Origin of the sequence: Enterobacter sp. BIGb0383 (assembly GCF_003751845.1) — a bacterium.
Taxonomy (GTDB): domain Bacteria; phylum Pseudomonadota; class Gammaproteobacteria; order Enterobacterales; family Enterobacteriaceae; genus BIGb0383.
This window is the reverse complement of sequence record NZ_RJKQ01000001.1, coordinates 1,461,609-1,483,938: the sequence shown is the minus strand read 5'-3', so window position 1 is coordinate 1,483,938 and position 22,330 is coordinate 1,461,609. Positions and strand designations below refer to the sequence as shown.

Annotated in this window: 20 protein-coding genes; 17 read left to right on the top strand and 3 right to left on the bottom strand. The window is 58.6% G+C overall.

The window, feature by feature from the left end:
* The first annotated feature begins 2 nt into the window (after positions 1-2).
* The 13 genes from nuoI (at position 3) to EDF81_RS06935 (ending at position 14,779) form a co-directional block, all read left to right on the top strand.
* Entirely contained in the window at positions 3-545 is a 543-nt protein-coding gene (gene nuoI / locus EDF81_RS06995) for an NADH-quinone oxidoreductase subunit NuoI (protein WP_123347360.1), read from the top strand.
* Positions 546-555: 10 nt separating this feature from the next.
* Positions 556-1,110 (top strand): NADH-quinone oxidoreductase subunit J, encoded by a 555-nt coding sequence (gene nuoJ / locus EDF81_RS06990; protein WP_123347359.1) that lies wholly within the window; start codon positions 556-558, stop codon positions 1,108-1,110.
* Positions 1,107-1,409: an NADH-quinone oxidoreductase subunit NuoK gene (gene nuoK / locus EDF81_RS06985; protein WP_123347358.1), complete on the top strand. Its 303-nt coding sequence runs from the start codon at positions 1,107-1,109 to the stop codon at positions 1,407-1,409. Before nuoJ ends, nuoK begins: the two co-directional genes overlap by 4 nt.
* Positions 1,406-3,247 carry an NADH-quinone oxidoreductase subunit L gene (gene nuoL, locus EDF81_RS06980; RefSeq protein ID WP_123347357.1) on the top strand — a complete coding sequence of 614 codons (1,842 nt, stop codon included), beginning with the start codon at positions 1,406-1,408 and terminating at the stop codon, positions 3,245-3,247. The genes nuoK and nuoL overlap by 4 nt, the downstream gene beginning before the upstream one ends.
* 76 nt (positions 3,248-3,323) lie before the next feature.
* Complete coding sequence (gene nuoM, locus EDF81_RS06975; protein ID WP_123347356.1) at positions 3,324-4,853, top strand: NADH-quinone oxidoreductase subunit M; 1,530 nt, start codon at positions 3,324-3,326, stop codon at positions 4,851-4,853.
* Between the two features lie 6 nt (positions 4,854-4,859).
* On the top strand, positions 4,860-6,317 hold the full coding sequence (gene nuoN, locus EDF81_RS06970) for an NADH-quinone oxidoreductase subunit NuoN (RefSeq protein ID WP_123347355.1): 1,458 nt from the start codon (positions 4,860-4,862) through the stop codon (positions 6,315-6,317).
* A 262-nt stretch (positions 6,318-6,579) separates the two neighbouring features.
* The gene (locus EDF81_RS06965; protein ID WP_184999471.1) at positions 6,580-7,608 is read left to right on the top strand and encodes an ABC transporter substrate-binding protein; all 1,029 of its coding nucleotides are present in this window, start codon (positions 6,580-6,582) and stop codon (positions 7,606-7,608) included.
* Positions 7,605-8,591 carry an iron ABC transporter permease gene (locus EDF81_RS06960; RefSeq protein WP_123347353.1) on the top strand — a complete coding sequence of 329 codons (987 nt, stop codon included), beginning with the start codon at positions 7,605-7,607 and terminating at the stop codon, positions 8,589-8,591. Before EDF81_RS06965 ends, EDF81_RS06960 begins: the two co-directional genes overlap by 4 nt.
* Complete coding sequence (locus EDF81_RS06955; protein WP_123347352.1) at positions 8,588-9,346, top strand: ABC transporter ATP-binding protein; 759 nt, start codon at positions 8,588-8,590, stop codon at positions 9,344-9,346. Before EDF81_RS06960 ends, EDF81_RS06955 begins: the two co-directional genes overlap by 4 nt.
* A gap of 9 nt (positions 9,347-9,355) precedes the next feature.
* Complete coding sequence (locus EDF81_RS06950; RefSeq protein ID WP_123347351.1) at positions 9,356-10,168, top strand: class I SAM-dependent methyltransferase; 813 nt, start codon at positions 9,356-9,358, stop codon at positions 10,166-10,168.
* Positions 10,165-11,022, top strand: coding sequence for a ModD protein (modD, locus tag EDF81_RS06945; protein WP_123347350.1), 858 nt, complete (start codon positions 10,165-10,167; stop codon positions 11,020-11,022). The genes EDF81_RS06950 and modD overlap by 4 nt, the downstream gene beginning before the upstream one ends.
* Positions 11,023-11,046: 24 nt before the next feature.
* Positions 11,047-13,011, top strand: a complete 1,965-nt coding sequence (locus tag EDF81_RS06940) for a TonB-dependent siderophore receptor (RefSeq protein WP_123347700.1) — start codon at positions 11,047-11,049, stop codon at positions 13,009-13,011.
* A gap of 163 nt (positions 13,012-13,174) precedes the next feature.
* Positions 13,175-14,779, top strand: coding sequence for an alkaline phosphatase (locus EDF81_RS06935; RefSeq protein WP_123347349.1), 1,605 nt, complete (start codon positions 13,175-13,177; stop codon positions 14,777-14,779).
* A 55-nt stretch (positions 14,780-14,834) separates the two neighbouring features.
* Here the strand turns inward: EDF81_RS06935 and EDF81_RS06930 are convergent, their stop codons facing one another.
* The 3 genes from EDF81_RS06930 to rnz form a co-directional block, all read right to left on the bottom strand.
* Entirely contained in the window at positions 14,835-16,469 is a 1,635-nt protein-coding gene (locus tag EDF81_RS06930; protein WP_123347348.1) for a methyl-accepting chemotaxis protein, read from the bottom strand.
* Positions 16,470-16,658: 189 nt separating this feature from the next.
* On the bottom strand, positions 16,659-17,693 hold the full coding sequence (locus tag EDF81_RS06925) for a chemotaxis protein (protein ID WP_123347699.1): 1,035 nt from the start codon (positions 17,691-17,693) through the stop codon (positions 16,659-16,661).
* Between the two features lie 174 nt (positions 17,694-17,867).
* Positions 17,868-18,788, bottom strand: a complete 921-nt coding sequence (gene rnz / locus EDF81_RS06920) for a ribonuclease Z (RefSeq protein WP_123347347.1) — start codon at positions 18,786-18,788, stop codon at positions 17,868-17,870.
* Between the two features lie 68 nt (positions 18,789-18,856).
* Here rnz and EDF81_RS06915 point away from each other — a divergent pair, with 68 nt between their 5' ends.
* The 4 genes from EDF81_RS06915 (at position 18,857) to menH (ending at position 22,322) form a co-directional block, all read left to right on the top strand.
* A complete protein-coding gene (locus EDF81_RS06915; RefSeq protein ID WP_123347346.1) occupies positions 18,857-19,318 on the top strand; it encodes a GNAT family N-acetyltransferase in 462 nt (153 codons plus the stop codon).
* A gap of 53 nt (positions 19,319-19,371) precedes the next feature.
* Positions 19,372-19,674, top strand: coding sequence for a stress response protein ElaB (gene elaB / locus EDF81_RS06910; RefSeq protein ID WP_123347345.1), 303 nt, complete (start codon positions 19,372-19,374; stop codon positions 19,672-19,674).
* A gap of 219 nt (positions 19,675-19,893) precedes the next feature.
* A complete protein-coding gene (gene menD / locus EDF81_RS06905; protein ID WP_123347344.1) occupies positions 19,894-21,564 on the top strand; it encodes a 2-succinyl-5-enolpyruvyl-6-hydroxy-3-cyclohexene-1-carboxylic-acid synthase in 1,671 nt (556 codons plus the stop codon).
* Complete coding sequence (menH, locus tag EDF81_RS06900) at positions 21,561-22,322, top strand: 2-succinyl-6-hydroxy-2,4-cyclohexadiene-1-carboxylate synthase (RefSeq protein WP_123347343.1); 762 nt, start codon at positions 21,561-21,563, stop codon at positions 22,320-22,322. The genes menD and menH overlap by 4 nt, the downstream gene beginning before the upstream one ends.
* Positions 22,323-22,330: the final 8 nt, after the last annotated feature.

Sequence of the window (22,330 nt, the reverse complement as noted above, 5' to 3'; positions counted from 1 at the left end):
CCATGACCTTAAAAGACATAGTGGTAGGGTTTGGCACCCAGGTTCGTAGTATCTGGATGATCGGCCTCCACGCGTTTGCAAAACGCGAAACCCAGATGTACCCGGAAGAGCCGGTTTATCTGCCGCCGCGCTACCGTGGCCGTATCGTGCTGAGTCGCGACCCGGACGGTGAAGAGCGCTGCGTTGCCTGTAACCTGTGTGCGGTAGCCTGCCCGGTAGGCTGTATCTCTCTGCAGAAAGCAGAAACCAAAGATGGCCGCTGGTATCCGGAATTTTTCCGCATCAACTTCTCGCGCTGCATCTTCTGCGGTATGTGTGAAGAAGCGTGCCCGACCACGGCTATCCAGCTTACGCCGGACTTCGAGCTGGGCGAGTACAAGCGTCAGGATCTGGTGTACGAAAAAGAGGATCTGCTGATTTCCGGTCCGGGCAAATACCCGGAATATAACTTCTACCGGATGGCAGGTATGGCAATCGACGGCAAAGACAAAGGCGAGGCGGAGAACGAAGCCAAACCTATCGACGTCAAGAGCCTGTTACCTTAAGGAGAGGGCAATGGAGTTCGCATTTTATATCTGTGGCCTTATCGCCATTCTGACCACGTTTCGGGTGATCACGCACACCAATCCGGTGCATGCGCTGCTGTATCTGATCATCTCGCTGCTGGCCATTTCCGGCGTCTTCTTCTCGATGGGCGCTTACTTCGCAGGTGCGCTGGAGATTATCGTCTACGCGGGTGCCATCATGGTGCTGTTCGTGTTTGTGGTGATGATGCTGAACCTTGGCGGCGCCGAAGTCGCCCAGGAACGTCAGTGGCTGAAGCCGCAAATCTGGATTGGCCCGGGTCTGCTCTCTGCTGTCCTGCTGGCCGTTATCGTTTACGCCATTCTCGGTGTGAACGACCAGGGTATCGACGGCACGCCAATCAGCGCGAAAGAAGTCGGTATCACCCTGTTCGGGCCGTATGTCCTGGCGGTCGAGCTGGCGTCAATGCTGCTGCTGGCGGGTCTGGTTGTCGCCTTCCATATCGGTCGTGAAGACCGTAGTGGTGAGGTGCTGAGCAACCGCACGGATGACCGCGCGAAACGTAAAACGGAGGAGCAAGCATGATCCCCTTACAACATGGACTGATCCTTGCCGCGATCCTGTTTGTTCTCGGCCTGACCGGTCTGATTATCCGCCGCAATCTGCTGTTTATGCTGATCGGGCTGGAAATCATGATCAACGCCTCCGCGCTGGCCTTTGTGGTCGCCGGTAGCTACTGGGGCCAGCCTGATGGCCAGGTAATGTATATCCTCGCCATCAGCCTTGCGGCTGCGGAAGCGAGCATTGGCCTGGCGCTGCTGCTGCAGCTCCACCGTCGCCGCCAGAACCTGAACATCGATTCAGTAAGTGAGTTGCGTGGATGAACATGCTTGCCTTAACCATTATCTTTCCGCTGATCGGCTTTATCCTGCTGGCATTCTCACGTGGGCGCTGGTCTGAAAACCTGTCTGCCACCGTGGGTGTGGGTTCGATTGGCCTTGCGGCCTTAGTCACCGCGTATGCGGGCATCGACTTCCTGAGCAACGGCAAGCAGGCGTTTAGCCTGCCGCTGTGGACCTGGATGTCGGTTGGTGATTTCAATATCGGCTTTAGCCTGGTGCTGGACGGCCTCTCCCTGACCATGCTTTCCGTGGTCACCGGCGTGGGCTTCCTGATCCATATGTTCGCGTCCTGGTATATGCGCGGTGAAGAGGGCTACTCCCGCTTCTTCGCGTACACCAACCTGTTTATCGCCAGCATGGTTATCCTTGTGCTGTCCGATAACCTGCTGTTGATGTACCTGGGCTGGGAAGGCGTGGGCCTGTGTTCCTATCTGCTGATCGGCTTCTACTACACCGATCCGAAGAATGGCGCAGCGGCAATGAAAGCGTTCGTCGTGACCCGCGTGGGTGACGTCTTCCTCGCCTTCGCGCTGTTCATTCTTTACAACGAACTGGGCACGCTGAACTTCCGCGAAATGGTCGAACTGGCGCCTGCGCACTTTGAAGCCGGCAACAATATGCTGACCTGGGCCACTCTGATGCTGCTGGGCGGTGCCGTCGGTAAATCGGCACAGCTGCCGCTGCAGACCTGGCTTGCGGATGCAATGGCCGGTCCGACGCCGGTTTCTGCGCTGATCCACGCCGCCACCATGGTGACCGCGGGCGTCTACCTGATTGCCCGTACGCACGGCCTGTTCCTGATGACCCCGGAAATTCTCCATCTGGTGGGCATCGTGGGTGCCGTGACCCTGGTGCTGGCAGGCTTTGCCGCGCTGGTGCAGACCGATATCAAACGCGTACTTGCCTACTCGACCATGAGCCAGATTGGCTACATGTTCCTCGCCCTCGGCGTGCAAGCATGGGACGCGGCGATTTTCCATCTGATGACGCACGCATTCTTTAAAGCGCTGCTGTTCCTGGCGTCCGGCTCGGTGATCCTGGCCTGCCACCACGAGCAGAACATCTTTAAGATGGGCGGCCTGCGTAAGTCGATTCCGCTGGTATACCTGAGCTTCCTGATTGGTGGTGCGGCCCTGTCGGCGCTGCCGCTGATTACCGCCGGCTTCTTCAGTAAGGACGAGATCCTTGCGGGCGCGGTAGCAAACGGTCATATCAACCTGATGGTGGCGGGTCTGGCAGGGGCGTTTATGACCTCCCTCTATACCTTCCGTATGATTTTCATCGTCTTCCACGGTAAAGAGCAGATCCACGCGCATGCAGGGAAGGGGATTACCCACCACCTGCCGCTGATTGTGCTGATGGTGCTGTCTACCTTTGTTGGCGCGCTGATTGTGCCGCCGCTGCAGGGCGTACTGCCTGCTACCACCGAACTGGAGCACGGTAGCGTGATGACCCTGGAGATTGCCTCCGGCGTGGTGGCGATTGCCGGTATCCTGCTGGCCGCATGGCTGTGGCTGGGTAAACGCACGCTGGTGACCTCCGTCGCCAACAGCGCACCGGGCCGTCTGTTGGGCACCTGGTGGTATAACGCCTGGGGCTTTGACTGGCTGTACGATCGCGTGTTCGTTAAGCCGTTCCTCGGCGTCGCCTGGCTGATTAAACGCGACCCGCTGAATGCGCTGATGAACCTGCCTGCGCTGCTGTCGCGCTTTGCCGGTCGCGGCCTGCTCTATAGCGAAAACGGACAGCTGCGCTGGTACGTTGCCTCTATGAGCGTTGGCGCGGTGGTCGTGCTGGTGCTGCTGATGGTTCTGCGTTGATCGCAAAGTGGATTTTATTCGAATTCGTTGAAAATCAGGCCCCTGCCGGGGGCCTTAAAAAGGAATGTAAATCGCCATGTTATTACCCTGGCTAATATTAATTCCCTTCATTGGTGGATTCCTGTGCTGGCAGACCGAACGCTTTGGCGTGAAGATGCCGCGTTGGATCGCGCTGATCACCATGGGACTGACATTCGCGCTCGCGATGCAGCTTTGGCTGCAGGGCGGCTACGGACTGACGCAATCCAGCGGTCTGCCGCAGTGGCAGTCGCAGTTTGAACTGCCGTGGATCCCGCGCTTCGGTATCTCTATTCACCTTGCTATCGACGGTCTGTCGCTGCTGATGGTGGTGCTGACCGGCCTGCTTGGCGTGCTGGCAGTACTCTGTTCCTGGCGTGAAATCGAGAAGTATCAGGGGTTCTTCCATCTTAACCTGATGTGGATCCTGGGCGGCGTTATCGGCGTGTTCCTCGCCATTGACCTGTTCCTGTTCTTCTTCTTCTGGGAAATGATGCTGGTGCCGATGTACTTCCTGATCGCACTCTGGGGCCACAAGGCCTCCGACGGGAAGACGCGTATTACCGCGGCCACCAAGTTCTTCATCTACACCCAGGCGAGCGGCCTGGTGATGCTGATTGCCATCCTGGCGCTGGTGTTCGTGCACTATAAAGCCACCGGCGTGTGGACCTTCAACTATGAAGATCTGCTGAATACGCCGATGTCTCACGGTGTGGAATACCTGCTGATGCTCGGCTTCTTTATCGCCTTCGCGGTAAAAATGCCGGTAGTGCCGCTGCATGGCTGGCTGCCGGACGCGCACTCTCAGGCACCGACGGCGGGTTCTGTTGACCTGGCGGGTATTCTGCTGAAAACCGCGGCCTACGGTCTGCTGCGCTTCTCGCTGCCGCTGTTCCCGAACGCGTCCGCCGAGTTTGCCCCGATTGCGATGTGGCTCGGTATTATTGGTATCTTCTACGGCGCGTGGATGGCCTTTACCCAGACCGATATTAAACGTCTGATTGCCTACACCTCCGTGTCCCATATGGGCTTCGTACTGATTGCCATCTACACCGGCAGCCAGCTGGCGTACCAGGGCGCGGTCATTCAGATGATTGCTCACGGCCTTTCCGCTGCGGGTCTGTTCATCCTGTGCGGCCAGCTGTACGAGCGTCTGCACACGCGCGATATGCGTATGATGGGCGGTCTGTGGAGCAAAATTAAGTGGCTGCCTGCGCTGTCGATGTTCTTCGCGGTGGCGACCCTCGGGATGCCGGGTACCGGTAACTTTGTCGGCGAATTTATGATTCTGTTCGGCAGCTTCCAGGTGGTGCCGGTGATTACCGTTATCTCCACCTTCGGGCTGGTCTTCGCCTCCGTTTACTCGCTGGCGATGCTGCATCGCGCCTACTTCGGTAAAGCGAAAAGCGATCTGGCAAATCAGGACCTGCCGGGGATGTCACTGCGTGAACTGCTGATTGTTCTGCTGCTGGTAGTACTGCTGGTACTGCTGGGCGTCTATCCGCAGCCGATTCTGGATACCTCGCACTCTGCGATGGCGAATATCCAGCAGTGGTTTGTTAATTCCGCAACTATTACAAGGCCGTAAATCGCCATGACAATAACTGCACAACACCTGATTGCGCTGCTACCGCTGCTGATCGTCGGCTTGACGGTGGTGGTTGTAATGCTCTCCATTGCGTGGCGACGCAATCACTTTCTCAATGCCACGCTGTCGGTACTCGGCCTTAACGCCGCGTTAGTCTCGCTCTGGTTTGTTGGCCAGGCGGGCGCGATGGACGTCACGCCGCTGATGCGCGTTGACGGCTTTGCCATGTTCTATACTGGCCTGGTGCTGCTGGCGAGTCTCGCCACCTGTACCTTTGCCTACCCGTGGCTGGAAGGCTATAACGACAACCAGGAAGAGTTCTACCTGCTGGTGCTGATTGCCGCGCTCGGCGGTATTCTGCTGGCCAACGCCAACCATCTGGCGGCGCTGTTCCTCGGTATCGAGCTGATTTCGCTGCCGCTGTTCGGCCTGGTGGGCTATGCCTTCCGGCAGAAACGCTCCCTGGAAGCCAGTATCAAGTACACCATCCTGTCCGCCGCAGCCTCTTCATTCCTGCTGTTCGGTATGGCGCTGGTGTATGCAGAATCCGGCAGCCTGTCGTTTGTTGAGCTGGGCAAAAGCCTCGCCGACAACATGCTGCACGAGCCGCTGCTGCTGGTGGGTCTGGGCATGATGATTGTGGGCCTCGGCTTTAAACTCTCTCTGGTGCCGTTCCACCTGTGGACGCCGGACGTTTACCAGGGCGCACCTGCGCCGGTCTCCACCTTCCTGGCGACCGCCAGCAAGATTGCCATCTTTGCTGTGGTGATGCGTCTGTTCCTGTACGCGCCGGTTGGCGACAGTGAAGCGGTACGCGTGGTGCTGGGTGTGATTGCCTTCGCCTCCATCATCTTCGGTAACCTGATGGCGCTGAGCCAGACCAATATCAAACGTCTGCTGGGCTACTCCTCCATCTCCCATCTGGGCTATCTGCTGGTGGCGCTGATTGCCCTGCAGAATGGTCAGATGTCGATGGAAACCGTAGGCGTTTACCTGGCCGGTTACCTGTTCAGCAGCCTCGGCGCTTTCGGCGTGGTGAGCCTGATGTCCAGCCCGTACCGTGGTCCGGATGCAGATTCGCTCTACTCCTATCGCGGCCTGTTCTGGCACCGTCCGATTCTGTCGGCGGTGATGACGGTAATGATGCTGTCTCTGGCAGGTATCCCGATGACGCTGGGCTTTATCGGTAAGTTCTACGTGCTGGCCGTCGGTGTGCAGGCCAACCTGTGGTGGCTGACCGGTGCGGTGGTGGTGGGTTCGGCTATCGGTCTCTACTACTACCTGCGCGTGGCCGTGAGTCTCTATCTGACCGCGCCGCAGCAGCTGAACCGCGATGCCCCGTCCAACTGGGCCTACAGCGCGGGCGGTATCGTGGTGCTGATCTCTGCACTGCTGGTACTGGTGCTGGGTATCTACCCGCAGCCGCTGATTAGCCTTGTACAGCTTGCCCAGCCGCTGATGTAAATCAGTCCGGGCAATAAAAATGCCGGTCACCTCAGGGTGATCGGCATTTTTTTTCGCTATTAGTCAGACAATTAATTTTCTGAATAAATAACATTGTCTGCTCTTAATTATAATTTCTATATATTCCCGCCCCGCCCTCCACGCGATATACCTTTCTGGAGGTAGATTTCCATTCGTCTTGTTTTTAATTGATTTTGCACAAAAACTGCATCGCTATATATGGAATTATACAGCGATATATCCTGACAAGATGAATACCACTATGCTGACACGTCGTTTATTTCTCCAGGCGCTGAGTTCCGCATTTCTTCTTCATATCAGTCCTGCAAGGGCAGAAGAGCGGGCCAGCGGCCTGTTTCCGATTGGCAAGATCCCCGGCCCCGAACAGATCCAGCGGGTGGTGAGCGCGGGCGCGCCTGCCGATCTGCTGCTGCTGGCCGCCGCGCCGGAAAAAATGGTCGGCTTTTCCTCCTTTGATTTTTCGCTGCGGGCGGGGGGGATTGTGCCCGATAAGATCCGGCGTCTGAAGAAAATAGGGCGGATTGCCGGGCGGGCCAGTACCCTCTCCCTGGAGTCGCTGATGGCGCTGAAGCCGGATCTGGTGATCGACTGCGGCTATTCGGATGAAACCTGGCTCTCCCAGGCGCGCCGGGTTAATGCCCAGACGCAGATCCCCTGGCTGCTGATCGACGGTACGCTGCGTGATTCGCCGCAGCAGCTGATGACCGTCGGTCAGGCGCTGAATACCGAATTCCGCACCACGCCGCAGGCGGCGCTGGCCCGCCAGTTTATCGGGGAGGCGCTGGACTTCTCCCGTACGCCTGCCGCCGGGATGAGCTTCTATGCCGCACGCGGTCCTCGCGGGCTGGAAACCGGTTTGCAGGGCTCGCTGCACACCGAAGCCGCAGAGCTGCTTGGCCTGCGTAACGTGGCGAAAATTCCGGGGCGTTCCGGGCTGGTGCTGGTGTCTATGGAGAATCTTCTGCAATGGCAGCCGGATATTATCCTCGTTCAGGATGCCACCACCGCACAGTATCTGCGCCAGGATCCGATCTGGCGCGGCGTTAAGGCGGTCGCGCAAAACCGCATTCTTTTTCTCAGCGGGCTGCCCTTTGGCTGGCTGGATGCGCCGCCGGGCATCAACCGTCTGCTGGGTCTGCGTCGTCTTCACGCCTGGCTGGATGCGGATATTCAGCGGGGCTTTAAAGAGGAGATGGGCCGCTTCGCAGATCTGTTCTGGCACCAGCCGCTCAGCGATGCGCAGTATCAGCAGATCGCAGGTGGGCAATGAAAACCTCCACCCTCAGCCTGCTGCTGGGCACCATCTTACTCCTGTGTATTGCCGGGGCGTTGGTCTCCGGGGCCTATTCGCTGACGCTCCATCAGCTGGCAGGGATGATATTGGCGGGCGGAGAGGTGAGCCCCCAGGACCAGATTGTCTTCTGGCAAATACGTCTCCCACGGATTCTGGCCGCGCTGTTGCTTGGCGCGGCGCTGGCGGGAGCGGGGACCACCTATCAGGGCATGTTCCGCAATCCGCTGGTGTCGCCTGATATTCTCGGCGTGGCGGCGGGGGCCGGGCTGGGGGCGTCCACGGCGATTTTGTTTGGCTTGCCCATGTGGCTAATTCAGCTCTACGCCTTTGGCGGCGGGATGCTGGTCGTCACCGGCGTCTGGCTGATTACCCGACGTATCACCCGGCACGATCCGGTCCTCGCGCTGGTGTTGGTGGGCATTGCGCTGGGCACCCTCTGCGGCGCCGGGATTTCGCTGATTAAAATCCTCGCCGATCCCTACACCCAGCTTCCGACGATCACTTTCTGGCTGCTCGGCGGGCTATCGACGCTGACGGTGGAGGATCTCGTCTATTCGGCTCCGGTGATACTGGTCGGCGCGACGCCGCTGCTGCTGCTGCGCTGGCGGATGAACCTGCTGACGCTGTCGGACGATGAGGCGCGGTCGCTGGGGATTAACGTCACGCGCCTGCGGCTGGGACTAATAGTGTGCGCGACGCTGATCACCGCCAGCACGGTGGCGATTGCCGGCGTTATTGGCTGGATTGGACTGATCGTGCCGCATATCGGACGCCTGCTGATCGGGAGCAATCACCAGCGGCTGCTCCCGGTGTCTATGGCCATTGGCGGCCTCCTTCTGCTGCTGACCGATACGCTTGCCCGCAGCCTCAGCACCACTGAAATTCCGCTCGGTATTCTGACCGCGTTTATCGGCGCGCCGTTCTTTTTGCTGCTTTTGCTGCGCGGAGGCGGGCGATGAACAGGCTAAGGGTGCGTCAGGTCGCGCTGGGATATGGCGGACAGCCCATCCTGCGCGATATCAATTTTGCGCTTTGTGCCGGGAGCATCTGCTGCCTGCTGGGCGGCAACGGCAGCGGAAAAACCACCCTGATGCGCGCCATTCTCGGCGTACTGCCGCTGATAGACGGCGAGATTCTGATCGACGACACACCGCTTTCCCGCCTCTCTGACCGGGCGCGCGCCACGGCTCTGGCCTGGGTTCCTCAGGCGCACAGCGGGGCATTTACCTTTAGCGTGCTCGACAGCGTCCTGATGGGGCTGGCAGCGCAAATGGGCGCATTTTCCATCCCCGGTAAGCATGAACGCGACCAGGCGTATCAACAGCTGGAGGCGCTGGGCATCGACCATCTGGCGAACCGGCAGTGGAATGCCCTGAGCGGGGGAGAGCGCCAGCTGGTGCTGATCGCCCGTGCTCTGGTGCAGCGCCCGCGCGTATTGCTGCTGGATGAACCCGCATCCAGCCTCGACTTCGGGCATCAAATCAGCCTTCTTGACCGACTGCAGACGCTGAAAAAGTCAGGGATGACGCTGCTGATGGCGACGCATCATCCTCTCCATGCCAGAGCGATAGCCGATAGCGTCGTGCGTATCGAGCCGGACGGTCTGGTAACGCAGGGCGACCCGAAAAGCCAGCTGGATACCGAACGACTGGCGGCGCTTTACCAGGTGACGCCTGAGCAAATCCACCACCACCTCTATGGTGCTTCTCCATAAGGAACTGCGATGCTTATTGATGAGATTAACTTTGCCGAACTCTATCGCCAGCAGCTGGCGCTGGCGAAACGCACGGAAAAATCCCCTGAGCACTGGGATAAACGGGCAGAAAAAATGGCGGATAACTGCGCGTTGCCGCAGGACAGCTATTTGCTGCAACTGCTGAGCAAGATTGATCTGCAGGGTGCCGACTCCCTGTTTGATATGGGATGCGGACCGGGAACCGTCGCCCTGGCGCTGGCGGATAAACTCGGCAGCGTCTACGGCGTGGACTACAGCCAGGGCATGCTTGACGTGGCTGCCCGGCGTGCGGCAGAGCAGGGCGCCACGCACGTTCAGTGGGTCCGGCGCGCATGGGAACAGACCTGGGACGATATACCCCGCTGTGATATTGCCGTCGCTTCGCGGTCGACGCTGGTCGCGGATATGCGCCAGGCGATGGCCCGACTCAACCGTCAGGCGAGGCTGCGCGTCTATACCACCCATCTGGTTAATGCCTCCTTTGTCTCCGCCGATATCCAGCGGGTGGTCGGACGCGAAGTGACCGAACTGCCTAATTATATTTATGCCCTGAACGTGCTCTATCAGATGGGGATCCGCGCCCGGGTCGACTTTATTCGCGGGCGTAACTGCCAGCAGGACAACAGTACCTGGAGCCGCTTTGAAGAGAATATTCGCTGGACGCTGGGCGAGCTAAGCGATGACGAGCGTGCGCGGCTGCAGAGCTGGTATCAACAGCAGGATCCCGACTCGATTGCACCGGCCAGCCGCGACTGGGCGCTGATTTGGTGGGACCGCGTGCCGGAGGCGCAACTATCATGATTTTTATCTCTCAGGCCCAGACGGATGCGTGGCTGCTGGAGGATATTCAGGGTGGCGATCTCACCACGCGGGCGCTGGGCATTGGTGCGCTGCCCGGCACGATGGGGTTTTATCACCGGCAGGGAGGATGCGTCAGCGGTATCGCTATCGCCCGACAGATGCTGCTTTCGCTCGGGCTGAAGGTTGAGGTGCAGATACAGGACGGCGAACGTGCGGTGGCGGGCCAGCTGCTGCTCAGCGCCAGCGGTCCGGCGGCTGCGTTGCATCAGGGATGGAAAGCCGTGCAGAACGTGCTGGAGTGGAGCTGCGGCGTCTCCGGCTACCTCGCCCGCATGCTCGAACGGCTGCACGCCCACTATCCCGCCGGGCAGATTGCCTGTACCCGCAAACTTATCCCCGGAACCCGGGCTCTGGCGACCCAGGCGGTGATTGCCGCCGGCGGGATGATGCACCGTGGCGGCTCTGCGGAAACGGTGCTGCTGTTCGCCAACCATCGGCGTTTTCTTCAGCCCTGTACCGGCTGGCAGGAAACCCTCGCTCTGCTGCGCCGCCAGGCGCCGGAAAAAAAGATCGTCGTTGAGGCGGATACGCCGGATGAGGCACGCGCTGCGCTGCAGGCCGCTCCTGACGTACTCCAGCTTGACAAATTTTCGCCGGACCAGGCGGCAGAGATCGCGGTGATTGCGCCTTCTCTGGCACCGGGATGTACGCTGGCGCTGACCGGCGGGATTACGCTCGACTCGCTGGAAAGCTATCTCCACTGCGGTATTGAACTGTTTATTACCTCCGCTCCCTACTACGCCTCCCCGGCGGATATTAAGGTCCACCTTGCGCCGGACGGGCAGGGAATATAACGCTAACAACAGGGAATGATCATTATGAAAACGAAGAAAACGCTACTTTGCACCGCTTTGTCACTCGCATTTGCGCATCAGGCGATAGCCGCGCAGGAGGGCGAATCCATGACCGTCTGGTCAAGTCCTGTGACCACCAGTACGACCATTCTCGGTCAGACAACGATAAAAGCGCTGGATAAGCAAAATGTCGCCCAGGCGCTGAGCGTCGTGCCGGGCGTGACGTTGCAAAAGTCCGGCGGGCGCAATGAGCTGCAGGTCAGAGTTCGCGGATTTGATAGCCGTCAGGTTCCCGTCTTTTTTGACGGCGTGCCGATATATACACCCTACGATGGCAACCTGGATTTAGGGCGTTTCCTGACCTCTGATATTGAGTCTGTGGAAGTGTCGAAAGGCTATTCGTCGCTGCTGCAGGGGCCGAACCAGATGGGCGGGGCTATCAATATCACCACCCGGAAACTGTCCCAGCCGCTGGAGGCCAGCATCGGCTACCGGCAGGGCTGGAGCGGTGGGAAGCATAATGCCTGGGACGGGCATGCCTCTTTCGGTGCGAGCAACGATCTGGGCTATATCCAACTGAGCGGTAGCCGATTGAAACAGGATTTTCTCGGCCTGCCGGGCGGGGTGAATAATGAGATTGCCGGGCAAAACCGCAGAATGATCAACTCCTCTGCAGATGATAAGCACGGCGTTGTGAAGGTGGGTTTTACCCCTCGCGCCAACGATGAGTATACGTTCACCTATATCAATCAGGATGGTCAGAAAGATAACCCGCCTTATTCCGGGACCCTTCAGGGTGCGCGCTACTGGCAGTGGCCCCAGTATGATAAAGAGAGCTATTACTACCAGGGCATCACCCATATTGGTGAAGGCCTGACCCTGAAGAGCCGACTCTATCACGACACCTTCAAAAACACGCTGATGCTGTATAACTCGCTGGCCGGTCTTAAAAATAAGATCGGAGACTACAGCTACTATTCTGCTTACAGCCAGGGTGGCGGTCTGCAGTTATCCGCAGATGTGCGCGAAAGCGATGTCCTGTCGTTTGCCGTAAACTGGAAAGATGATGTTCATCGGGAAAAAAAGGCGGTCAACGCGCCATTCGACCTCTATAAAGACCGGACCTGGTCATTGGCCAGCGAATACCAGTGGGCCGCGGCCGATAACCTGGACGTGGTGGCCGGTATCAGCTTCGACCAACGCGACAGTCGGGAAGGGCTGAAGTATGAGAGCAACGGCACCGTCACCCGCTATGACGATAATAGCCCGACGGCGTTTAACTGGCAGGTGATGACCAAATACCATTTCGACAATGAGGATACGCTGGCGCTCTCCTTGTCCGACAAAACCCGGTTCCCGACCCTGAAAGAGCGTTACACCACGTCCAGACCGGCGTCGAATCAGGTTGCACGGGTTAACCCTGCGCTCAAGCCCGAACGTGCGAAGATCCTCAATCTGACCTGGAATGGTACTCTCGGTCGCCACTGGGGCTATGAGATTGGCGCTTACTATAACCGTGTCGGCGATGCGATCAGGTCGCAGAATATTGATGCCTTCACGGTACAAAATCAGAACACGGGCCGGGTGGATTACAGCGGTCTTGACGTGGGACTGAAGGGGGAACTGAGCGACATGCTGGATGTGGGGCTGAGCTATGGCCTGATCCATGCCGACCCTAAACGCAGCGACGTGGGAAAAATCACCGGTCTGCCGACGCAAACCCTGACGGCCTGGATGACCTTTAAGCCCTGGGATCCGCTGAGTGTGACCCTGTCGGAAGAGGCGCGCTCTTCCAGCTACAGTAATACGAATGGCACGCAAAAGGCGGCGGGCTTTGCCCTTACCCATCTGCGGACAGATTACCGCATCGGGCATGGGTTTAGCGTCAATGCTTCGGTGAATAATCTGTTCGATACCCGCTACGCTTACACGGAAGGTTTTATCGAAGAAGGCCGCAACTACTGGCTCGGCGTTGAGTATAAATTTTAAGTAACCGCCTCCCGCGCAGGCGGGAGGCACCTCGCCCCGAATCCACGTTGTTCTCTGTCATTAATTTGTCATGCAACTCCTCAATACTTAAACGAAACAAAGCCCAACAATTTGAAATGATTTGAAAATAATTAATGTTATTTTAAACCAATGGAGAATTAGTATGACCCGTCAACGCCCCGCGCTGAACGCTTCCGCTCTGTTTCGTAAAAGCCATTTAGCCCTCTGCATCTTGTCCTTCGCCGGTATGGCTGCGGCCGTGCCTTCTGTGGCAACGGCAGCCGAGGTCAAAGCCAAAAACGTGATTGTGATGATCAACGACGGGGCGGGTTGGGGAGCCTGGGACGCAACGGCCGACTGGCAGTATGGCGGCCGCGAGCACACGCCGTACGCCGGGTTCCCGGTAAAATATGCCATGACGACCTATCCGCTGAACGCGTCGAAAAAAGCGACCCACAGCGCCGAGTCATTAGTGAATTACGATCCGCAGAAGGCCTGGGATACCGCCCCGAACGCGGATAAAGACCTGCCGTTTAAAGGCTATGCGTATCTGGCAACGGACCCGACCGACAGCGCTGCCGCCGGTACCGCCCTGGCCTCCGGCACCAAGACCTATAACAACGCCATTAACGTCGACAACAACGGCAAACCGGTCAGCTTTGTTACCCTCGTCGCGAAAGAGCAGGGTAAAGCGACCGGTGTGGTCACCAGCGTACCGTTCTCTCACGCAACGCCTGCTGCATACGGCGCACAGAACGCATCCCGCAACGATTACCATGCTATCTCCCACCAGATGCTGACGTCCGGCAAGCTGGATCTGATTATGGGCACCGGTCTGCCGGGCTTTAACTCGAACGGCACCGAGTGCGGCAAGCTGGCGAAGGATGAGTCTGCCGCAGGCTGTGGCGATGACTCATATACCTATCTGGCCAAAGCGGAAGCGGATGCGCTGACCTCCGGCAAACTGACCCCGGCCGGAGGCAGCCAGCCGTGGAAAGTGATCCGCAGCACGGATGAGTTTACCCAACTGGCAAGCGGCTCTCTGCGCTATGAAGGCCCGCTGCTGGGTTCTCCGAACGTGGCGCCGAACGGCACTCTGCAGCAGGGACGCCAGGCGGCCATCGTCGGTAAAGATGCGGCCACGCCTTCCGGCGATGCGTATATCCGCACTGTCCCGACGCTGAAAACCATGACCGAGGGTGCGATTCAGCACCTGAGCAAAAATACCAACGGCTTCTTTGTGATGGTTGAAGGCGGCGCGACCGACTGGTCCGCGCATACCAGCAATGCCTGTACCGGCAAAGGCGACTGGGGTAACTCCTATAACCCTAACTGCGTGGGCGTGGAATATGGTCGTCTGATTGAAGAGACCGCTGATTTTAACAACGCGGTGTCGTCGGTTATCGAGTGGGTAGAGAAAAACAGCAGCTGGGATGAAACCCTGCTGATCGTCACCACCGACCACGATAACGGCATGCCGATGGGCCCGGACGCGCAGAAAACCGCGTTTGAAGCCGTGACCAACAAAGGTAAAGGCCAGATGCCGGGTATCTCCTTCCGTCCGACCGGCAACCACTCTAACGCGCTGGTTCCGCTGTGGGCGAAAGGCGCAGGCGCTGACGCCTTCGCTTCGCGCGTGCACGGCACCGACGCAGGCTACGCGAAATATGTGGGTCTGAATGACGGGAAGTATATCGACAATACCGATGTCTTTCGCGTTGTGAAGGCGGCGCTGGAAGGATCGTCCGTTGAGAAAGTGACGCCGTAAACGCGAGCTTTGCAGGATAAAAAGGCCTCTGTTTCGACAGAGGCCTTTTTCGTTGTTACCAGGAGGTTGATGGCGACAGGGAAGGTCGCTTCATGTCCGTGGCGCGAGCTGGCCGCGACGCCGAACCTTCAACGACAAAGGCTTTCATCAGTTCCACCAGATGGGCAGCCTGATCGCTCAGGCTATCGGAGGCGGAAGCAGACTCTTCCACCAGAGCGGCGTTCTGCTGGGTGACCTGATCCAGCTGGTTGACCGCATCGTGGATCTGCGAAATACCGGCCGACTGTTCCTGGGTGGTGACGCCGATTTCGCCGATCAGCACGGCGACCTGGTGGGCCTGGCGTACCAGTTCATCGATAGTGCTACCGGCGTCGGTCACCAGCGCAGAACCGGTTTCGACTTTCTCAACGCTGTGGTTAATCAGCTCTTTAATCTCTTTGGCGGCGGAAGCAGAACGCTGCGCCAGCGAGCGAACTTCACCTGCTACCACCGCGAAGCCACGACCCTGCTCACCGGCGCGGGCGGCTTCAACGGCGGCGTTCAGTGCCAGGATGTTGGTCTGGAAAGCGATGCCGTCGATGACGCTGATAATGTCGCCGATTTTGTTCGAGCTATCGGTGATCTCTTTCATGGTGACCACGATATTACCGACCGCTTTACCGCCTTTGGCTGCGGTCTCGCTGGTGGTTTTTGCAAGCGCACTGGCGCTGCGCACCGTATCGGTATTCTGCTGAACGGTCTGGCTCATCTCTTCCATTGAGGCGGCGGTCTGCTGCAGGCTGGCGGCCTGCTCTTCCGTACGCTGGCTCAGGTCGGTGCTGCCGGCGGCAATTTCGCTGGCGCCGGTGGCAATGGATTCGCTGCTATGACGAACCTGTTCAACTATATTGCTCAGGCTCTTACGCATACTGTTCATCGCGGCCAGCACGCTGTGCTCATCGCCCGGGCGCAGATCCACGGCTACGGCCAGATTTCCTTCGGCAACCTGACGGGCCACTTCGGCGGCGTAGGAAGGCTCGCCGCCAATCTGGCTTTTAATCGTGCGGGTGATCAGGAAGGAGACAATGACGCCGACCAGCGCACCCAGGGCGGCAATCCACAGCAGCATCGCGCCGTCTGCGCGGGCTTCTTCCATGGCGCTGGTGGTCACCTCAAGGGTTAACTTTTTCTGCAGTTCGGTCATGCTGTCCAGGGCGGCGAACACCGGGGCCTGGGTGGTCTGCATCTCATTGACCATGATTCGCAGGGCTTCGGCACGATCGTCCGGGTTTTCGGACACGCCAAGGGTGACCGCTTTATTCACCGCGTCGCGGTAGGGCGGGCGCGCTTTGGTCAGACTTTCCAGCTGGTCGCGGGTGGCGGGCGTATCGAGGATTTCATACAGCTTTGCCAGGGTGTCGGTATTGCGGGCGATTTGCTGGTCGATCAGCGTCTTTTCCTGCTGGATACGGCTGCGGTCGTCGGACAGGCCGATATTGCGTACCGAGCGGGCGACGGAATCAAAACCGCTCTTCGCATCCTGAATCAGGATCAGGCTGGCGAGGTTTTTTTCCGAGAGGGATTGAATGTCGCCACCCAGGTCGACCAGGTGCGAACGGCCCAGGGCCGCGACCAGCAGGCCGATGACAATAACCGTCGTGAAACCGGTTACAAGCATTGTGCTGAGTTTAATCTTTGTTAAAAAGTTCATGGTATTCCTTTGATAATTATCCTTCGGTTAGAGCTTTTCCCGCGCGATAGCCCAGAGGATCGACGGGAGATATGGGTTGTTATGTGATGCGGAAAAGCATGAAAGAGAGAACAGGCATACTGTCAGCCCGGGAGTGTTTTCTCTTCCATAAAAAAATGCCGCGACTCTCAGGCTCGCGGCGTGTTCTTATTATGACGACTTGCTCACCGGCAGGGCTTTCGACTCCTGGCGCTGACGGCTAATCAGCGGGCCCTGAACATTGTTGGCGACGCGCTCCAGCACTTCCTGGATCACGGATGACAGCTCGTTGACCTCAAACTTTGCCACGTAGCCATCGGCCTGCACTTTACGCACGTGGTCTTCGTTGGCATTACCCGACAGGGAAGAGTGAATAATCACCGGCAGCTTTTTCAGACGCGGATCGGTTTTGATCTTACGGGTCAGCGTAAAGCCGTCCATCTCCGGCATCTCCAGGTCGGTCAGCACCAGCGAGATTTTGTCGGAAATCGGCACGCCTTCCGCCTGGGCTTCGGCAGCCAGCAGCTCAATCTTCTCCCAGGCTTCTTTACCGGTAATATGCAGTTGAGCAGGGATCTCCATCGCCTCAAGGCCTTTTTCCAGCATCGAACGCGCCACTTTGGAGTCTTCGGCAACAATGGCTACCGCACCCGGCTTGATGTTGAATTTGTTGGTTTTCAGGTTCTTGGCATGCAGATCGTGATCTTCCGGGGTAATGTCATAGAGGATCTGTTCCACGTCCAGTACCAGGGCCAGGTTGTTGCTGTCTTTGTCTTCATCGAGACAGGCAATACTGGTGATGTAGTGGCCGTTTACGGCTTTCTCTGCCGTATGAACCTGCTTCCAGTCGAGGCGAATAATATTGTCCACCGACTCCACCGCAAAGGCCTGTACGCTGCGGGCATATTCGGTGATCAGCAGAATATTCAGGCCGGTGCTCGGCGTACAGCCGGCGACGGCAGCGAGATCGATAACCGGGATAATCTGGTCGCGAATATTGACCATACCCATCAGCGGAGACTTGATACCCGCGGGTTTAGTAAAGACCGGCATCGGAACAATTTCACGCAGCTTAAACACGTTAATGCCAAACAGCTCGGACTTCTCAGAGTGCGCAGACGTACCAAGACGGAACAGCAAAAGTTCAAACCGGTTCGACAGGGTAAGGTTCGCCCTGTCATCGATATCTTTCTGGAAAGTATCCATAAAACCCTCAAGCATTAATACGGGAGTCGAGCTGTGTATTTCGGTTATCGGCACAGCAAAGAAAAAATACAGGGGGTTTACGCAGGCCAGCCCCGGTCTGAGGGGCTTCAGTGCGCAGAGATAAAGGGGAAGGGCGCGAACGGCAAGGCTTGCAGACCGTTCGCGCAGCAAAAACTAAAGTGAAATAATGCTGAAATCTTCCGCCATGTCGGTATTCGGGAACACCTCCCGGGACTCGTTCAGCAGTTGCTGGCAGCCTTCTGCGTCATAGCGCGAACTGACGTGGGTGACAATCAGTCGTCCGACACCGGCCTCCTTTGCCAGCCTTGCCGCCTGGCGGGAGGTGGAGTGGCCCCGGGCGTTGGCTTTTTCCGCCATCGCATCTTCCAGGGTGGTTTCATGGACCATCACATCCGCGTCGCGAGCCAGCTCCAGCGCGGCCGGGCAGGGAGCGGTATCGCCGAAAATGGCCAGCGTCTTACCGCGCTGGGGCGGGCCGAGGAAATCGCTGCCGTTAACCACGCGTCCATCGTCAAGCTGAACGCTTTCGCCGCGTTTCAGGCGCTGAAACAGCGGGCCGGGCTGAATTCCCTGTTCGCGCAGAGCGGCGGCGTTCAGCGATCCGGGCTTGTCGTGTTCCACGATGCGATAGCCGTAGCACTCAACCGGATGGTCAAGCGGCCAGGCGGTGACGCTAAACTGACCGTCATCGAACACCTCTCCGGGAGTGATTTCATGAATGGTCATCGGATAGTCGGTCCAGGAGCCGCTCAGGCGCAGGGCCATCTCGACAAACTCACGCAGCCCCTTCGGGCCGTACAGGGTGAGCGGCAGGCTCGAATTGCCCTGCATGGATCGGCTGCACAGCAGACCGGGCAGGCCAAACAGATGGTCCCCGTGCAGATGGGTGATAAAGATTTTATCGACCTTGCCCGGATTAAACGCCGTTTTCAGAAACTGATGCTGCGTGCCTTCGCCGCAGTCAAACAGCCAGATCCCGGCGCGGTCCGGCTGTTGCAGGTTCAGCGCGATGGATGTCATATTACGCGTGCGGGTAGGGACGCCAGCGGAAGTTCCCAAAAAAATCAATTCCATAACCATTACCTTCGGCACCGTGTCAGAGACTTATCATATACGCTGCGCGGAGGAATAAGGAGTAAAGCATGATCGCCTGGCAGGATTTACATCACGACCAGCTAACCGTTCCCCAGCTCTATGCGCTGCTGAAATTGCGCTGCGAAGTCTTTGTTGTGGAACAGAATTGCCCCTATCTGGACGTTGACGGCGACGATCTGGTGGGTAATAACCGCCATATCCTGGCCTGGCGCGACAACCAGCTGATCGCGTATGCGAGGATTCTGAAAAGCGACGACGATCTTGAGCCGGTGGTGATTGGACGGGTGATTGTCAGCGACGCGGCTCGCGGTGAAAAACTGGGCAATAAGCTGATGGAGAAAACCGTCGCCAGCTGCCGCCAGCACTGGCCTGACAGCGAAATCTACCTGAGCGCGCAGGCGCATTTACAGGGCTTCTACGGCCACTTCGGTTTTGTGCCCGTGGGGGAAACTTACCTCGAAGACGGCATCCCGCATATCGGCATGGCATGCGCTGCAGGCCAGGCATAACCGGGCGGCATTGACTATAGTTAGCGGACTGATTGTAAACAGGAGAGAAAAGAATGACCCAACATTCCTGGGACTCACGTATTGATGACGATCTGGCCCTGCTGAGCGAAACGCTTGAAGAGGTGTTACGCGCCTCGGGCGATCCGGCGGATCAAAAGTATCTTGAGCTGAAAGCCCGCGCCGAGCTGGCGCTGGAAGAGGTCAAATCCCGCGTCTCTAATGCTTCGGATACCTATTACTATCGGGCCAAACGCGCGGCGTATCGCGCCGATGACTATGTGCATCAAAACCCCTGGCAGGGTATCGGCGTGGGTGCCGCTGCCGGCCTGGTGCTTGGCCTCCTGCTCCGCCGCTAACCTCCCGCCTCACCCCTCCTTAATCAGGGGTACTGTAATTTAGTCGGTACCCCCGTATAATATGCGGCTTTCAGCAAGGAAAGCCGTGCTTCTTCGCCTTTCCTTTGCGCAGGCGTCTGTTTTTCATGTCGCACTGACTCACACAATAACGACCCATATCAAAAATCTATTATTCGCGATTCATTATACTGAGTCGCAATATTGATACCGGACAAACTCATGTCAGTAAGCGCATTTAACCGACGCTGGGCGGCGGTCATTCTTGAAGCTCTCACCCGCCACGGCGTGCAGCACGTCTGTATCGCGCCCGGCTCGCGTTCGACCCCGCTAACCCTGGCGGCGGCGGAGAACCCTGCGCTCACTTCCCATACGCATTTTGACGAGCGCGGTCTTGGTCATCTGGCGCTGGGGCTGGCGAAAGTCAGCCAGCAGCCGGTGGCGGTGATTGTCACCTCCGGTACGGCCGTCGCGAACCTCTACCCGGCGTTAATTGAAGCGGGTCTGACCGGTGAAAAGCTCATCCTGTTGACGGCCGACCGCCCGCCTGAACTGATCGACTGCGGGGCCAATCAGGCCATCCGCCAGCCGGGGATGTTTGCCTCGCATCCGGCGCAAAGCCTGGCCCTGCCGCGTCCGACGGAAGCCATTCCGGCGCGCTGGCTGGTATCGACTGTCGATAATGCCTTGTCTACTCTGCGGGGCGGGGCTATTCATATTAACTGTCCGTTTGCTGAACCGCTGTACGGCGATATGGACGAAACTGGGCTAGCCTGGCAACAGGCGCTCGGTGACTGGTGGCAGCAGGATACGCCCTGGCTGCGCAGCGGGTCGTCGGCCCCGGGTCAGCCTGAGCAGGACTGGGCCTTCTGGCGACAGCAGCGCGGCGTGGTGCTGGCAGGCCGAATGAGCGCCGACGAAGGCCGTCAGGTCGCCGACTGGGCACAAACGCTGGGCTGGCCGCTGATTGGCGATGTGCTGTCGCAAACCGGTCAGCCTTTGCCCTGCGCCGACTTATGGCTGAGCAACCCGCGTGCGCTCGACGCGCTGAATCAGGCGCAGATTGTTATCCAGCTGGGCAGTAGTCTGACCGGCAAGCGCGTGCTCCAGTGGCAGGCCAGCTGCGAACCGCAAGAATACTGGGTGGTGGACAGCCTCTCGGGCCGTCTGGATCCGGCCCACCATCGTGGACGTCGGCTGGTGGCCCCGGTTGGCGACTGGCTGGCGCAGCATCCGGCGGAAAAACAGCAGCCCTGGTGCGTGACGCTTCCCGCGCTGGCGCAGCAGGCCTGGCAGTTAGCCGTAGCGCGTCGCGATGCGTTTGGCGAAGCGCAACTGGCTCATCGTATGGCGGGGTATCTGCCGGAGCAGGGGCAGCTGTTTGTCGGCAACAGCCTGGTGGTCCGTCTTGTCGATGCGCTTTCACAGCTTCCGGCCGGGTATCCTGTTTACAGTAATCGCGGTGCCAGCGGTATCGACGGCCTGATTTCGACGGCCGCCGGCGTGCATCGTGCGGGTCAGAGACCCACGCTGGCGATTGTCGGCGACCTTTCCGCGCTCTACGATCTTAATGCCCTGGCGCTGCTGCGTGACGTTTCCGCGCCGCTGGTGCTGATCGTCGTTAACAATAACGGCGGCCAAATTTTCTCTATGCTGCCGACCCCGGCCGAAGCGCGGGAGCGTTTCTACGCGATGCCGCAGAACGTCCATTTCGATCACGCCGCGGCCATGTTTGGTCTGGACTATCATCGGCCGCAGAACTGGCAGCAGTTCGATGATGCGCTGAACGGGGCGTGGCATGGCAAAGGCACCACGCTGATTGAGCTGGTGGTGGACGATACTGAGGGCGCACAAACCCTCTCGCAGCTGCTGGCGCAGGTAAGCCAGCTGTGACGCTGCACGCGGTGGCGCAGCCGGGCAAGCCGGGGTTACCCTGGCTGGTGTTTTTGCACGGTTTTTCCGGCGATGCCCGGGAGTGGCAGCCGGTGGGCGCACGATTAGCCGACTATCCCCGGCTCTATATCGATTTGCCCGGACACGGTCAGTCGGTCGACGTTGAGGTTAGCGATTTCGCCCAGGTTCGTCAGGCGCTGCGCGCTACCCTGAATAGTTACAACATACTCAAGCACTGGCTGATCGGTTACTCGATGGGCGGTCGTATTGCGATGAGCTGGGCCTGCGAAGACGCGGAGCCGGGTCTGTGCGGCATTATCATTGAGGGCGGGAATCCCGGCCTGGCGAATGAGGCTGCACGCCAGGCGCGCTGGGTTAGCGATAGCCGCTGGGCGACGTGTTTTCGTCAGCAGCCGCTGCCGCAGGCGTTCGATGCCTGGTATCGCCAGCCGATATTTGCCGACATGATGCCCGACGCACGGCGTGCGCTGGTGTCTCTGCGCCAGGAAAACAACGGCCCTCAGCTGGCAAAAATGCTGCTCGCCACTTCTCTGGCGGTCCAGCCTGACTATCGCCCGGCGCTGCGTACGCTCGGGGTGCCGTTTCATTATCTGTGCGGCGAGAACGACGCTAAGTTTGCGACCATTGCCGACGAACTGGCCGCGCCACACCATCTTATTCATGATGCCGGACACAACGCCCACCGGGAAAACCCGGCTCGGGTCGCGGACCGTCTGGCCCACATTCTGCATTTCTGACGAAAGGA

Excerpts from the sequence above, each read along its gene's own strand:
- nuoI (WP_123347360.1), top strand. The coding sequence starts at position 3 with ATGACCTTAAAAGACATAGTGGTAGGGTTTGGCACCCAGGTTCGTAGT.
- nuoJ (WP_123347359.1), top strand. The coding sequence starts at position 556 with ATGGAGTTCGCATTTTATATCTGTGGCCTTATCGCCATTCTGACCACG.
- nuoK (WP_123347358.1), top strand. The coding sequence starts at position 1,107 with ATGATCCCCTTACAACATGGACTGATCCTTGCCGCGATCCTGTTTGTT.
- nuoL (WP_123347357.1), top strand. The coding sequence starts at position 1,406 with ATGAACATGCTTGCCTTAACCATTATCTTTCCGCTGATCGGCTTTATC.
- nuoM (WP_123347356.1), top strand. The coding sequence starts at position 3,324 with ATGTTATTACCCTGGCTAATATTAATTCCCTTCATTGGTGGATTCCTG.
- nuoN (WP_123347355.1), top strand. The coding sequence starts at position 4,860 with ATGACAATAACTGCACAACACCTGATTGCGCTGCTACCGCTGCTGATC.
- EDF81_RS06965 (WP_184999471.1), top strand. The coding sequence starts at position 6,580 with ATGCTGACACGTCGTTTATTTCTCCAGGCGCTGAGTTCCGCATTTCTT.
- EDF81_RS06960 (WP_123347353.1), top strand. The coding sequence starts at position 7,605 with ATGAAAACCTCCACCCTCAGCCTGCTGCTGGGCACCATCTTACTCCTG.
- EDF81_RS06955 (WP_123347352.1), top strand. The coding sequence starts at position 8,588 with ATGAACAGGCTAAGGGTGCGTCAGGTCGCGCTGGGATATGGCGGACAG.
- EDF81_RS06950 (WP_123347351.1), top strand. The coding sequence starts at position 9,356 with ATGCTTATTGATGAGATTAACTTTGCCGAACTCTATCGCCAGCAGCTG.
- modD (WP_123347350.1), top strand. The coding sequence starts at position 10,165 with ATGATTTTTATCTCTCAGGCCCAGACGGATGCGTGGCTGCTGGAGGAT.
- EDF81_RS06940 (WP_123347700.1), top strand. The coding sequence starts at position 11,047 with ATGAAAACGAAGAAAACGCTACTTTGCACCGCTTTGTCACTCGCATTT.
- EDF81_RS06935 (WP_123347349.1), top strand. The coding sequence starts at position 13,175 with ATGACCCGTCAACGCCCCGCGCTGAACGCTTCCGCTCTGTTTCGTAAA.
- EDF81_RS06930 (WP_123347348.1), bottom strand. The coding sequence starts at position 16,469 with ATGAACTTTTTAACAAAGATTAAACTCAGCACAATGCTTGTAACCGGT.
- EDF81_RS06925 (WP_123347699.1), bottom strand. The coding sequence starts at position 17,693 with ATGGATACTTTCCAGAAAGATATCGATGACAGGGCGAACCTTACCCTG.
- rnz (WP_123347347.1), bottom strand. The coding sequence starts at position 18,788 with ATGGAATTGATTTTTTTGGGAACTTCCGCTGGCGTCCCTACCCGCACG.
- EDF81_RS06915 (WP_123347346.1), top strand. The coding sequence starts at position 18,857 with ATGATCGCCTGGCAGGATTTACATCACGACCAGCTAACCGTTCCCCAG.
- elaB (WP_123347345.1), top strand. The coding sequence starts at position 19,372 with ATGACCCAACATTCCTGGGACTCACGTATTGATGACGATCTGGCCCTG.
- menD (WP_123347344.1), top strand. The coding sequence starts at position 19,894 with ATGTCAGTAAGCGCATTTAACCGACGCTGGGCGGCGGTCATTCTTGAA.